Source organism: Hymenobacter daecheongensis DSM 21074, assembly GCF_900141805.1.
Lineage (GTDB): Bacteria > Bacteroidota > Bacteroidia > Cytophagales > Hymenobacteraceae > Hymenobacter > Hymenobacter daecheongensis.
In genome coordinates, this window is sequence record NZ_FQYN01000003.1 from 491787 (window position 1) to 503886 (window position 12100).

General features: G+C 61.1%; 14 protein-coding genes. 7 read left to right on the forward strand and 7 right to left on the reverse strand.

The annotated features are described in order from the left end of the window. Window positions 1-108: 108 nt before the first annotated feature. From BUB62_RS07735 to BUB62_RS07745, 3 genes are all read left to right on the forward strand, one after another. Window positions 109-1137 (forward strand): vWA domain-containing protein, encoded by a 1029-nt coding sequence (locus BUB62_RS07735; protein ID WP_073108272.1) that lies wholly within the window; start codon window positions 109-111, stop codon window positions 1135-1137. A gap of 111 nt (window positions 1138-1248) precedes the next feature. After that, window positions 1249-1917 (forward strand): YggS family pyridoxal phosphate-dependent enzyme, encoded by a 669-nt coding sequence (locus tag BUB62_RS07740; RefSeq protein ID WP_073108274.1) that lies wholly within the window; start codon window positions 1249-1251, stop codon window positions 1915-1917. 190 nt (window positions 1918-2107) lie between these two features. Continuing rightward, window positions 2108-2485, forward strand: a complete 378-nt coding sequence (locus BUB62_RS07745) for a DUF423 domain-containing protein (RefSeq protein ID WP_073108277.1) — start codon at window positions 2108-2110, stop codon at window positions 2483-2485. A gap of 187 nt (window positions 2486-2672) precedes the next feature. On the opposite strand, the gene BUB62_RS07750 is transcribed toward BUB62_RS07745, so the two are convergent. From BUB62_RS07750 to BUB62_RS07760, 3 genes are all read right to left on the reverse strand, one after another. After that, window positions 2673-3215 (reverse strand): DUF1573 domain-containing protein, encoded by a 543-nt coding sequence (locus BUB62_RS07750; RefSeq protein ID WP_073108280.1) that lies wholly within the window; start codon window positions 3213-3215, stop codon window positions 2673-2675. A gap of 104 nt (window positions 3216-3319) precedes the next feature. Continuing rightward, window positions 3320-4750, reverse strand: coding sequence for an ATP-dependent DNA helicase (locus BUB62_RS07755; RefSeq protein WP_073108283.1), 1431 nt, complete (start codon window positions 4748-4750; stop codon window positions 3320-3322). A 399-nt stretch (window positions 4751-5149) separates the two neighbouring features. Further along, complete coding sequence (locus BUB62_RS07760; RefSeq protein ID WP_084538910.1) at window positions 5150-5587, reverse strand: PaaI family thioesterase; 438 nt, start codon at window positions 5585-5587, stop codon at window positions 5150-5152. 98 nt (window positions 5588-5685) lie between these two features. On the opposite strand from BUB62_RS07760, the gene BUB62_RS07765 reads away from it, so the two are divergent. The 4 genes from BUB62_RS07765 (at window position 5686) to coaD (ending at window position 8484) form a co-directional block, all read left to right on the forward strand. Beyond that, entirely contained in the window at window positions 5686-6294 is a 609-nt protein-coding gene (locus BUB62_RS07765; protein ID WP_234988649.1) for a DUF4126 domain-containing protein, read from the forward strand. Between the two features lie 32 nt (window positions 6295-6326). After that, entirely contained in the window at window positions 6327-6827 is a 501-nt protein-coding gene (locus BUB62_RS07770) for an NUDIX domain-containing protein (protein WP_073108289.1), read from the forward strand. A 60-nt stretch (window positions 6828-6887) separates the two neighbouring features. Continuing rightward, entirely contained in the window at window positions 6888-7784 is an 897-nt protein-coding gene (locus BUB62_RS07775; protein ID WP_073108292.1) for a DUF3822 family protein, read from the forward strand. A gap of 229 nt (window positions 7785-8013) precedes the next feature. Next, window positions 8014-8484, forward strand: a complete 471-nt coding sequence (gene coaD, locus BUB62_RS07780) for a pantetheine-phosphate adenylyltransferase (protein WP_073108294.1) — start codon at window positions 8014-8016, stop codon at window positions 8482-8484. On the opposite strand, the gene BUB62_RS07785 is transcribed toward coaD, so the two are convergent. The 4 genes from BUB62_RS07785 to BUB62_RS07800 all read right to left on the reverse strand — a co-directional run bounded on the left by BUB62_RS07785 (window position 8466) and on the right by BUB62_RS07800 (window position 12090). Next, the gene (locus tag BUB62_RS07785; RefSeq protein ID WP_073108297.1) at window positions 8466-9509 is read right to left on the reverse strand and encodes an adenylate/guanylate cyclase domain-containing protein; all 1044 of its coding nucleotides are present in this window, start codon (window positions 9507-9509) and stop codon (window positions 8466-8468) included. The two genes, coaD and BUB62_RS07785, sit on opposite strands and share 19 nt — an antisense overlap. Continuing rightward, window positions 9506-9898, reverse strand: a complete 393-nt coding sequence (locus BUB62_RS07790; protein WP_200799901.1) for a response regulator — start codon at window positions 9896-9898, stop codon at window positions 9506-9508. The genes BUB62_RS07785 and BUB62_RS07790 overlap by 4 nt, the downstream gene beginning before the upstream one ends. Before the next feature lie 39 nt (window positions 9899-9937). Further along, window positions 9938-11452: an ATP-binding protein gene (locus tag BUB62_RS07795; RefSeq protein ID WP_234988650.1), complete on the reverse strand. Its 1515-nt coding sequence runs from the start codon at window positions 11450-11452 to the stop codon at window positions 9938-9940. Window positions 11453-11607: 155 nt separating this feature from the next. Next, window positions 11608-12090: a hypothetical protein gene (locus BUB62_RS07800; protein ID WP_073108303.1), complete on the reverse strand. Its 483-nt coding sequence runs from the start codon at window positions 12088-12090 to the stop codon at window positions 11608-11610. Window positions 12091-12100: the final 10 nt, after the last annotated feature.

Here is a 12100-nt window from a genome sequence, read left to right on the forward strand (position 1 = left end):
AAGCTCAGCATGACAATACTGTTGCAGTAGAGGTCCTTCGCAAGCGTACCCCAGATGAAGGATGACAGAACGAAAAACTCACCATTTCACCATCTCACCATTTCACCAATGCTGGCCCCGATTGCGGAAAGTTTGCGCTATGCTACGCTGGCCAGCTACACCTGGGAGCAGCCGCGCCTGCTGCTGCTGATTCCGCTGATTCCGCTGCTGTTTGGGCTGCGCTGGGCGCTGGCGCAGCGGCGGCGGGCGCGGCTGGGCGTGGCGTTCGTGGCCGGGCAGGTGCGCCGCGACTGGACGGCCCTGCTGCGCTTCGTGCCCGATGTGGTGCTGGCTCTGAGCCTGGCCTTTGGCGTGGTAGCCCTGGCCCGGCCGCAGCGCACCGACGAGCGGGTAGTGCAGTCGGGTGAGGGCATTGATATTCTGCTGCTGCTGGATGTATCGGGCTCGATGGAGCTGCAGGATCTGCGCCCCAACCGCCTTGAAGCGGCCAAGCGCGTGGCCCGCGGCTTCATCGACGGCCGTGCCGGCGACCGGATCGGGCTGGTGGTATTTGCCGGCGACGCGTATTCGCTGGCCCCGCTCACCACGGACTACGATTTGCTGCGCGAAAACATCGAAAGCCTGAAGCTGGGCATGATTGCCAACGACGGCACGGCCATTGGCACGGCCTTAGGCGTGGCCACCAACCGCCTGCGCGAGTCGCGCAGCCGCACCAAAGTCTGCATTCTGATTTCGGACGGCGAAAACACAGCTGGCAGCCTCGACCCGGTGACGGCCGCCCGCTTGGCCCACGCCTACGGCCTGAAAATCTACACCATCGGGCTGGGGCAGGATGGCTACGTGCCCCATTTCACCGACGCGGCCGGCCAGATCCATTACGTAGAAACCCGCCTCGACGAAACCACCATGCGCGAGCTGGCCCAGGCCGGCGACGGCCAGTTTTTCCGCGCCACCGACAACGAAAGCCTGCGCCGCGTGTTTCAGCGCATCGACCAGTACGAGAAGTCCGAAATCAAGCAGACGCGCTACCGCAACACCAAAGACTACTACCGCATCTACCTGCTGTGGTCCGTGGGGTTGTGGCTGCTGTGGCTGGCGCTGAAAAATACGTTTCTGACCAACGCGCTGGAAGACTGATTTCTTAATGTGCTGATGTGCTAATGTGGAAATGTGCTGATGCATCAATTAAATTTTCCACATCAGCACATTTCCACATTAGCACATTAACCTCACATTTTCACATTAGAAATGGCTATTGCCGATAACCTTCACTTCTTCCAGCAGCAGCTGGCGGGCACCGGCTGCCGCCTTGTCACGGTGACCAAAACGCACCCCGTAGAAAAGCTGCGGGAAGCCTACGATGCCGGGGCGCGGCTGTTCGGCGAAAACCGGGTGCAGGAAATGACCGCCAAGCAGCCCCTGCTGCCCCCCGACGTGGAGTGGCACCTCATCGGGCAGCTGCAGACCAACAAGGTCAAGTACATTGCGCCGTTCGTGCACACCATTCAGAGCATCGACAGCCTGAAGCTGCTGCTGGAAATTGAGAAGCAGGCCGCCAAGCACGGCCGCGTGGTGCGCGGCCTGCTCCAGTTTCACATTGCCGATGAAGAAACCAAATCGGGCCTGAGCCTGGCCGAGGCGCACGAAATCCTGCAGTCGGAGGCTTTCCGGGCGCTGCGCCACGTGCGGCTCACCGGCGTGATGGGCGTGGCCACCAACACCCCCGACCAGGAGCAGCTGCGCCGGGAGTTCCGCGAGCTGCGCGGCTACTTCGACCAGATCAAAGCCCAGTACTTCGCCGACCAGCCCGAGTTCCGCGAAATTTCAATGGGCATGAGCGCCGACTACAAGCTGGCCATCGAAGAAGGCAGCACGCTGATTCGGGTGGGCAGCGCTATTTTTGGGACCCGCCAGTAGCCACTGGCCGTCATCCTTCATCTGGCGTACGCTTGCCAAGGACCTCTCCCGCCACAGTATTATCATGCTGAGCTTGCCGAAGCATCTCTCCCGCTTCGCCTGAGTAGCATCACAACGAAGCGGGAGAGATGCTTCGGCAAGCTCAGCATGACAGTTCTTCTCACCACTTAAAAACTCACCATTTCCAAAAATGAACGCGCGCTTAATTATTCAGATTGCGGCCCTGCTGGGCGGTTTGGGCGTGGCCATCGGCGCTTTTGGGGCGCACGGGCTGCGGGCCATGCTGGAGGCATCCGGCCGCTTCGATACGTTTGAAACCGCCGTGCGCTACCAGTTCTATCACACGCTGGCGCTGCTGGGCATTGGGGTGCTGCTGGCTGTGCGGCCCGAGCTGCGGGCGCTGCACCTCACGGCCTGGCTGTGGTTGGGCGGCGTTATCGTGTTCAGCGGCTCGCTCTACACGCTGTGCTTCACGGGCATCACCAAAATGGGCGCCGTGGCTCCTATCGGCGGCCTGCTGCTCATCGCCGGCTGGATCAGCCTGCTACTGGCCGTACGCAAGCTGTAACGGCACCGGCTGTCATTGCGAGGACGAAGGACGAAGCAATCCGTCCTGGACATTGAGCTAAACCTTGATTCAGCAGAAAGCCCTGACGTAATGGATACGTCAGGGCTTTTTAGGTTAACAGAGCTTTCTGCATTTCAGAGGACGGATTGCTTCGTTCCTCGCAATGACAGGGCCGCAACGTCGTTTATTACGACTTCTTCTTGGCTTTCATCTTGCTGTCGCCGAGCTTCATTTTCTGCTTGCCGTTGGCGTCCATCGGGGTTTCGGTTTTCGATTCCACCGTCATGGTCGGAGTGGCGGTGCTGGCGGCGGTGGCGTCTTTCACCTCGCCTACCAACGATACCATGGCGTTGCCGGAGGCCGAATTCGACTCTACGGTCAGCACTTTGTTCTGCATGCCCATTTTGCCGGTGCTGTTGAATTTGGCCGAGATGGTGCCGGTTTTGCCGGGCATCACGGGGTCTTTGGTCCACTCCGGGGTGGTGCAGCCGCAGCTCACGCCAATGTTGGAAATCACGAGCGGCTGGGTGCCTACATTCTTGAATTTGAAGGTATGGTCTACCACGTCGCCCTGCTTGATGGAGCCGAAGTCGTACTTCATTTCCTCAAACTGGATTTGGGGACCAACCACTTTTTCCTGGGCGTTGGCGGGCTTCACGGCCGCTGACTGCGCCTGCGCAGCAAAGCCGGCCAGCGTGAGCGACAAGGCCAGAACGAGTGCTTTTTTCATGATGCTGATTCGTTAAAAAAGTTGAGGTAAACAAATTTAAGGCTTTTGCGCTGGCAGCCAACTATCCTGCCAGTTTTCGGCGGAAAGGCCGGTTTGGGGGCGCACTAGTCGCGCTCTACCGGCGCATCGCCCACCAGCTTCTGGTTGAAGTTGAGCAGGAAAAGCCGCTCCGAGGCCCGCGTGACGGCCGTGTAGAGCCAGCGCGCAAACTCGGAGTTCACCATCTCGTCCTTCAGAAAGCCGTGGTCCACGAACACGGCCTGCCACTGGCCGCCCTGGGCTTTGTGGCAGGTGAGGGCGTAGGCAAACTTCACCTGCAACGCATTGAGGTACGGGTCTTTGCGCATGGCGGCCGTTTTGTCCTTCTTGGTGGTGAGGTGGGCGTAGTCGGCCATTACGGCCTGGTACAGTTCGTTGCTGCGGTCGGCGGGCAGGGCGGGGCTTTCGGTGTGCAGCGTGTCGAGCAGCAGCTTTACTTCCTGCTCCTCCTCGTCGGGGTAGTCCACGAAGCGCACGCGGGCATCGGCGAAGCGGAAGCCAAACTCTTCCTGCCGCCGCACGATTTTGGTTACCTGCACGAAGTCGCCGTTGGCCAGAAAGCCCATTTCCGAGTCTTTGGGCAGCCAGAAATAGTTGTTGCGCACCACCATCAGGTAGTCGCCGGCCTCAATTTCCTCCTCGGCATCAAACAGGGTGCGCCGGATCATCTGGTTGTAGAGATTGGCGTTTTTGTTGGAGCGGCAGATGATGGTCGTGTTTTCGTGGCCGAAGTTCTTGTAGGCCCAGCGCAGGCCGTCTTCGAGCTTATCGCCGCCCACGCGGAAAATATCGGGGTAGCCTTTGGTAAAAAACTGGATGTGGGGCGCTTCCTGCCGCAGCTCCTCACGCAGGGCCGTGGCATTCATCAGAATGCCCGATTCTTCGGCCTGGCGCATCACCTGGCGCAACTCCACGCCGCCCACTTTGGCCCGGAAGCGGTGCATGAGCAGCTCCGGATCAAGCGCCGGCGAGAGCAGCTGGCCCACGGGCGGCAACTGGGCTGTGTCGCCGATGAGCAGCAGGCGGTTGGTGGGCTTCTCGAACACGTAGCCCATCAGGTCATCAAGCAGGCCGTTTTCGCCGAAGGCTTTCTCGTCCGAAATCATGGACGCCTCGTCCACGATGTAGAGCATGTCGGCGGTGCGGTTGGGCTGGCGCTGAAACGAGAGGCCCGCGGCCGGCGTGCCGGAAGTCTGGCGGTAGATTTTCTTGTGAATGGTACTGGCCGCCACGCCCGAGTAGGCGCTCATTACTTTGGCGGCGCGGCCGGTGGGGGCCATCAGGGTGTATTTGCGCTGCATGCGGTGCAGCCACTGCACCAGCGCACTCACCACGGTGGTTTTGCCCGTGCCCGCGTAGCCGCGCAGCACAAACACCTTGCGCCCCGGCAGGTCATCTTCCAGAAACTCATCCAGCTTACGAAACAGCGTAGCCTGGTCCTGGGTGGGGTCAAAAGGGAAATAGTCGCGGACGGACGGGGTTTTCAGAGAAAGCACAGCGGGATATTTTAGAAGGCTAAAGCTAGCAAACTAGCTCCCCTCCTTTTTTCAAGGAGGGGTTGGGGGTGGTTCAATCGTTGGAGTTGGCAGAACTAACTAGCAGAAGTGAAACTATGATCCGATTCCATATCCAGCAGGCCGACGCAATTCGGCAGAACTAACTAGCAGAAGTGAAACGCCGGATGCTGGCTATTCAAACACCATTTTGTCCGCAAAGCGCACCAAACGAAGAAAGTGATTTTCGTCAGGAGCTGTAAAACTATTGCGTCGCAAGACCAACGACTGCAACGACAGGGCGCTTTTAGCCTTAGTTATCCTAACGACTGCAACGACGGAACCACCCCCAACCCCTCCTTGAAAAAAGGAGGGGAGCTTAGACCTAACTCCTAGTTGTAGTTACTGCGGCTCCACCACGGCCATCGTGGCCGAGGCTTTGGCTATCAACTTATCATCGCACCACACCTCCGACTCGCAGAAAAACAGCCGCTTGCCGCCTTTCAATACCCAGCCCACGGCCCGCAGCTTTTCGCCCACGCCGGGGTGCAGGTAGGAGGTTTTCAGCTCCACCGTCACCACGCCCACGCCGTCGGGCACGAGGGTGACGGCGGCAAAACCGGCCACCAGGTCGGCCATGGTGGCGACCAGGCCGCCGTGGGCAAAGCCACGGTGCTGCTGGTGGCGCTGCTCCAGCGTCAGCTCGGCTTCCACGCGGCCGGGCTCGATGGTGGTCAGGTCGGCCCCGATGAGGTGCATGAAGTGCTGGCGGGTGAGCTTGCGGCGGATGCGGACCTCCAAAGATTCGGGGGCGGCGGCGGGGTTGGGCACGGTAGTCATTGGCCCAAAGGTACGCACGCGGCCGGCCCCTACCCTACTGCCCGGCATTGCGTATCTTCCCCGCCGGACGTGTTTCGGCCCTCTTTTCCCTGATTCCGATGACGACAACCCTGACGACGATGAACTACCTGGTGGCCGGCGGCCTGGGCCTGGCGCTGGCCGCGTGCAGCGGCTTTCGGGTGTTTGTGCCGCTGCTGGCCGCCAACCTGGCTTACCTCACCGGCTTCATGGCCCCGTCGCCGGGCTTTGCGTGGCTGGGCACCTGGGCCGCGTTTGGGGTGCTGGCCACGGCCACGGTGGCCGAAATGCTGGCCTACTACGTGCCGGTGGTCGACAATCTGCTGGATACCATCACCACGCCCGCTTCGTTCATAGCCGGCACGCTGCTGATGACCTCGGCCCTGCCCAACCTCGACCCCATGGTGCGCTGGGGGCTGGGCATTCTGGTGGGCGGCGGCACGGCGGGGCTGGTGCAGTCGGGCACGGCGTTGCTGCGGGCGGGCTCCACGGCCACCACCGGCGGTCTGGCTAATCCCGTGCTGGCCACCGTGGAAAACATGCTGGCCATCGTGGGCTCGGTGCTGGGCCTGCTGCTGCCGCTGGTGATGGCCGGCCTGGTAGTGGTGCTGCTGGTGTATCTTGGCCGCCGCGTACGGACCCTGGCGCGGCGCCGACCCCGCACGCCAGCCAGCTCTCCCGAAGCGTGAGGTCGTTTCTCTTTGCCTGATTATTTTTTTCTATGTCCGAAGCTACTTCGTCTACTGCTGAGCTGCTGGCTCCTTATCTGGGCCAGGTTCGGGTGCGCGTGTGCGGGCTGCTGGTGCGGCAGGGAGGCCTGCTGCTGGTGGCCCACCGCGGCCTGCTGCCCGCCGATGTGCCGTTCTGGTCGCCGCCGGGCGGGGGCTGGGAGTTCGGTGAAACCCTGAAAGAGTGCCTGATGCGCGAGTACCGCGAAGAAACCGGCCTCGCCATTTCGGTAGGCCGCTTCCTGCACGTGCACGAGTTCAAAACCGACGACCTGCAGGCGCTGGAGCTGTTTTTTGAGGTGAAAGCCGTGGATGCCGCGGCCCTGCCCCGCCTGGGCACCGACCCCGAGCACCCCACCAACCCGCTGCTGACCGAAATGGCCTTTCGCACGCCCCGCGAGCTGTCGTTGCTGCCGCCCGCGCAGGTGCACCCGGTGCTGCGCCACCTCATCAGTCCCGACGATATCTACATTCCCTACAACATCTTTCGCTGAGCCGGCGGGCTGCCTTTCGTACCTTTAGCGGCCCTAACAGTGCCTATTGCCCCTTCTGCCGTGTCCGTCTCTGCTTCTGCCTCCGTTGTTTCTTCCGTAGCGCCGCCCCTTGCCCAACAAGTCCTGCGCGACGAAACGCTGACCCCCGAAAATCCGGCGGCCTACAACCTCTACCTCACGGCCGGCCCCGCCGGCCTGCGCGTGGGCGTAGCCGATGTGCGCCGCAATAAATTCGTGGTGCTGGAAGACTACGCCGCCACGCCCGCCACGTCGTTGGCGGGGCAGTTTCGGGCCCTGGCCGCCCAGCACGACCTGGTGGGCCAGCCCGGCTGGAACAGCGTGCGGCTGGCCGTGCAGAACCGCGCTTTCACGCTGCTGCCGGCCCCTCTGTTCCGTGCCGGCGATGAGGCCGCCTACCTGCGCCTGCACCACCGCCTCGACAGCGCCCACGAAACCGTGCAGCACTACCGGCACTCCACTTTGGAAACGGTGAGCGTTTTCGCGGCCGAAAAGGCCCTCACTGACTGGTTTCTGGCCCTCTACCCCGCCGGCAAGCTGGTGCACCAGACCAGCGCTCTGCTCGAAGGCGTGATGCACCAAAGCGAGCAGGCCGCGGCCCGGCGCGTTTACCTCAGCATCAGCCAGCAGGATCTGACCATCGTGGCCGTGCGCGACAAGCGGGTGGAGTTCTGCAATGTTTTCGCCTTCACCTCGGCCGAAGACCTGATTTACTACACCATCCTGGTAATGCAGGAGCTGCAGCTCAACCCCGATCAGGACCCGGTTATCGTGTGGGGCGACCTGACCCACGACTCCGAGTTGTTCACCATTCTGCGCAAGTACATCCGCCACATCCGCTTCGGCAACCGTCCCTTCGACCTGGCCTACAGCTACCGCCTGAACGAGGTATTCGAGTACCGCTACTTCGAGCTATACGCGTTGCATTTGTGTGAATGAGGTGGATTTGTGGAGTTGTGACAAGTCGTCTGTCATCCTGAGCTTGCGAAGGACCTTCCTCTTCGCCAGTGCAAAGTTCATTTAAATGAGCAAAGCCCTTCACTAAAGCGCTGTAGAGCACTGAAAAGCATTTTTCAGGACGAAAAGAGGCAGGTCCTTCGCAAGCTCAGGATGACAGTTCCGTTGCACAACTTCACCCTTCACAATTCCACACTTCACCGCCTCACCAATGAAAACCGCGCTTTTCCCCGGCTCCTTCGACCCTTTTACCAATGGGCACCTCGATGTGGTGCGGCGCGGGGTGGGACTGTTTGATAAGATTATCATTGCCATCGGCACCAATACCAGCAAAACCCGCTACCTGCCCGTGGAGCAGATGGTGGGTCTGATTGAAGAGGTTTTCCGGGACGAGCCGCGCGTGTCGGTGCAGACTTACAAGGGCCTCACCGCCGATTTTGCCCGGCAGGTAGGCGCGAACTTCCTATTGCGCGGCCTGCGCAACACCACCGACTTCGAGTACGAAAACACCATTGCCCAGGCCAACCGCCACGTAAATCCGGCGCTGGAAACCGTGTTTCTGATTACCGCGCCCGCGCTGGCCGCCATCAGCAGCACCATCATCCGCGAGATTCACCGCTTCGGCGGCAACGTCGATGACTTCGTGCCTTTCGCGCTGCCGCCCTACGATACTACCTCGTAGGTCATTACCGGCTGGGCCTTGTTTTTCAGGGTTATTTCCCCGATCGGCTTGCACGCAAACGACTCCTTCACTTTCTGGTACGTGGCTTCGCTGATGACGATCTGGCCGGCCTGGGCCACCGACTGCAGCCGCTGGCTCATGTTTACCGTGTCGCCGATAACGGTGTAGTCGAGGCGGCGCAGCGAGGCCGAGCCGATATTGCCCGATACCATCTCGCCGGTGTTGATGCCAATGGATACGTTGGGCTTGTAGTCCAGGCCGGGCGGCAAATCGTGGTTGGCCTGCAGCGTGGTGCGCACGGCCAAGGCCGCGTCGATGGCGCGGTCGAGGTGATATTCGCCCCGGAACACAGCCATCACGGCATCGCCCATAAACTTATCTACGTGCCCGCCCTGGGCAATGACGCTCTTCACGATCTGGTCGAAGTACGAGTTGAGCATCTGCACCACCGTGGCTGGCGGCAGCTTCTCCGACAGCGAAGTGAAGCCGCAAATGTCGATGAAGGCCACCGTGGCATCCACGGTTTCGCTCACCAGCAGCGTATTCTCGAAGCCGGGCCGGGCCATGAAGTTGATGACCGTCTCATCCACGTACATCTTCAGGATGTTGTTTTCCTGAATGGCCCGCAGCGTGTCGCGCAGCATGCGCACCTGCTGAATGGTTTTTTCCATCGTCACCTCCAGGTCGGTGAAGTCCACGGGCTTGCACACAAAGTCGAAGGCCCCGCGGTTCATGGCCGTGCGGATGTTCGTCATATCGCCGTAGGCCGATACGATTACGGTTTTGATGGTCGGATTGCTTTCGTGCACCTTCGAGAGCAGCGTGAGCCCATCCATCACGGGCATGTTGATGTCGGTGAGGATAATGTCGGTATCGGCGTGCTCGGCCACGCGCTTCAGCGCCTCCTGGCCGTTGCTGGCAAAGGTGAACTCATATTCGCCCTCGCGAATCTTGCGGCGGAATTTCTGCTTGATCAGCAGCTCCAGGTCCGCTTCGTCGTCGACGACCAGTATTTTCGTTTTCATGCGTTGTTCAGCAAGTGAAGCTTTTCTTTCAGCGCCGCAAAGTCTACGGGCTTGGTGAGCAGGTCGTCGGCCCCGAGCCGCAGCGCTTCCTCGTAGCTGTGCTGGCCGCCGTAGGCCGTTATCATCATCACGGTGGGCGGCGGGGGCGGCGGGTTCACCGGGTAGTCCTGCCGGATGTGGCGCAGCAGCTCCAGCCCGCTCATGCCGGGCATGTTAATATCGGACAGAATCAGGACCACTTCCGAGAAATGCTCGCGCAGGTAGGCCAGCGCCTCCTCGCCCGAATAAGCGAATGAAAACGCCACTTCGCCGTTGCGGATTTCGCGCCGAAAACGCTGCTCAAATAGCACCCGCACGTCTTTTTCGTCGTCAACAACCAGTATTTTCATCATGGCAAAGCTACTATAATCGACAGGGAACCGCGCCTTTTAGATGGGCAGGGTAATGATAAATTCCGTGTATTGGCCCAGGCAGCTATCCACCTGCAGCGTGCCGCCGTGGCCTTTCACGATGATGTCGTGGCTGAGCGAGAGGCCCAGGCCGGTGCCCTCGCCGGTGGGCTTGGTGGTAAAAAACGGCTGGAATACCTTGGCCTTCACGCTGTCCGGCATGCCGGTGCCGTTGTCGCGCACCCTTATTTCCACTTCCTCCGCCCGCTGGTGGGTACTCACGCGCACTTCCGGCGCGTAGCCGGGCTGCCCCAGCTTCTGGCGCTGCTGCACGGCATAAAAAGCGTTGGTGAACATATTCAGCAGCACCCGCCCCACTTCCTGCGATACCACCGAAACCGGACTCAGGCCAGGGTCGAAGTCGGTGGTGAGCGTGGCGTTGAAGCTCTTGTCTTTGGCCCGCAGGCCGTGGTAGCTCAGGCGCAGGTATTCGTCGGCCAGGGCGTTCAGGTCGGTGGGGCGCCGCTCGCCGCTGCTGGCGCGGCTGTGCTCCAGCATGCCTTTCACAATGCTGTCGGCGCGCTTGCCGTGGGTGGTTATCTTCTGCAGGTTCTGCACCAGGTCAGTCAGCAGCTCGTTGGCGTACGTTTTTTCCGCGTCGGGCAGCTGTTGCAGCGGGCCTTCCTGCAGTTCGTGCAGCAGCTCCACGCTCACCTCCGAGAAGTTGTTCACGAAGTTGAGCGGGTTCTGAATCTCGTGGGCGATGCCGGCCGTCAGCTCGCCTAGGGAGGCCATTTTCTCGCTCTGCACCAGCTGGGCCTGGGTGGTTTTCAGCTCGGTGAGGGTTTCGCGCAGCTCCTCCGCCTGCCGGGTCAGGGCCGAGGTGCGCTCGGCCACCAGCCGCTCCAGCTCCACGTTTTGGGCCGCGATGCGCTGCCGCTCCTGCTCTTCAGCCTCGCGCTCCAGCCGCTCTTTTTCCAGCGTTTTCTTCTGGCTGCGGGCAATGAGAAAAAACGTGAATAGCCAGAGCAGCGCAAAGCCCTCCGAGTTGTTCACTATATCATCATACTTCTTACCCAGCTTAATACCGCCGGCCGTGAGCATCAGCTCAATGGCCAGGTAGAGCACATAGGGCAGCGCCGCCAGCAGCACCGTGCGGGCCGGCCGGTAGTGGCGCAGCGCGGCCAGCACCAGCACCCCTACCGTGTAGGCGAAGAGGCGGTAGCCATCGTCGAGCAGCTTAGTGTGAAACCGAAAAATCTGGTCGGCCACAAACAGCACCGCCATCGGCACCCAAATCCACCCCAGCGCCTGGCTCACGCGCGGCAGGCGGGTGGGCAAATCAAGAAAACGGCGCAGCACTCGCACCATAATCAGCGCGGGCACCACGCTGAACAGCAGCTCTCCGTCGATATCCATAAAGGGCGCGTACTTGGACTTCAGCCCCCGGGCGTCCACGTCCACTATAATCGACTTGCCTTTGTTGGCTTTCTGCGCAACGATGGAGTCGTTGCCCTCGCGGATAGTGAAGGTACGGGTCGGCTGCTTTTCCATAATCAGCCCCAATATCGGAGCTTTTAGCTGGTATCAAACAGAGACGGGGCGGGCTGAGGCGGCCCTGGCCAATAAGCCGAACGGGCAGAGCCAGCCCGCCCAGGGGCAGGTGCAGCTCTGCCCGTTGGCCAGAGAATAGCGGAGGGAGCAGGCTATCAGCGGCGCGACACTACGCGCAGGCCGGAAATCTTGTTGGCATTTTTGGGGTCGGCCACGGGCAGCACCAGGTAGTCCGGGGCCGTCAGGCTGAGGTTGCCGCGGCGCATCAGCTCGTCCTCTTCCGCGCCGATGAGCACCATGTCTAGCACTTTGCGGGTGCGGGCATTGAAGGTAACCACCACCGTAGAGCCGTTTTTCTCGAACGTGTTGATCCAGTCTTCGCCCTTCGTGGAGCGCATCTGCTCGGGCGTGGGCTCTATGCCGATGGCCTGGGTTTTGGTTTCGGTGGGCGGCCCCAGCGCCCGACGCACCTGGTCGATGTTGCGGCCCATTAGGGCGGGCATATCCAGCATGGCGGGCCGCATGGCGCTGGGCTGCGAGGCGTTGGGCGCACTCTTTTCAACGGCGGTCTGGGTGCCGGTGCAGGCGGCCAGGCCGCTCAGCAACAACATAAAAGGCAGGTAGCGGTACGGGCGCATAAGCAACTCG

Bases quoted from the DNA above. Each gene is read 5' to 3' on its own strand.
- BUB62_RS07735 (WP_073108272.1), top strand. From the start codon at position 109: ATGCTGGCCCCGATTGCGGAAAGTTTGCGCTATGCTACGCTGGCCAGC.
- BUB62_RS07740 (WP_073108274.1), top strand. From the start codon at position 1,249: ATGGCTATTGCCGATAACCTTCACTTCTTCCAGCAGCAGCTGGCGGGC.
- BUB62_RS07745 (WP_073108277.1), top strand. From the start codon at position 2,108: ATGAACGCGCGCTTAATTATTCAGATTGCGGCCCTGCTGGGCGGTTTG.
- BUB62_RS07750 (WP_073108280.1), bottom strand. From the start codon at position 3,215: ATGAAAAAAGCACTCGTTCTGGCCTTGTCGCTCACGCTGGCCGGCTTT.
- BUB62_RS07760 (WP_084538910.1), bottom strand. From the start codon at position 5,587: ATGACTACCGTGCCCAACCCCGCCGCCGCCCCCGAATCTTTGGAGGTC.
- BUB62_RS07765 (WP_234988649.1), top strand. From the start codon at position 5,686: ATGACGACAACCCTGACGACGATGAACTACCTGGTGGCCGGCGGCCTG.
- BUB62_RS07770 (WP_073108289.1), top strand. From the start codon at position 6,327: ATGTCCGAAGCTACTTCGTCTACTGCTGAGCTGCTGGCTCCTTATCTG.
- coaD (WP_073108294.1), top strand. From the start codon at position 8,014: ATGAAAACCGCGCTTTTCCCCGGCTCCTTCGACCCTTTTACCAATGGG.
- BUB62_RS07785 (WP_073108297.1), bottom strand. From the start codon at position 9,509: ATGAAAACGAAAATACTGGTCGTCGACGACGAAGCGGACCTGGAGCTG.
- BUB62_RS07790 (WP_200799901.1), bottom strand. From the start codon at position 9,898: ATGAAAATACTGGTTGTTGACGACGAAAAAGACGTGCGGGTGCTATTT.
- BUB62_RS07795 (WP_234988650.1), bottom strand. From the start codon at position 11,452: ATGGAAAAGCAGCCGACCCGTACCTTCACTATCCGCGAGGGCAACGAC.
- BUB62_RS07800 (WP_073108303.1), bottom strand. From the start codon at position 12,090: ATGCGCCCGTACCGCTACCTGCCTTTTATGTTGTTGCTGAGCGGCCTG.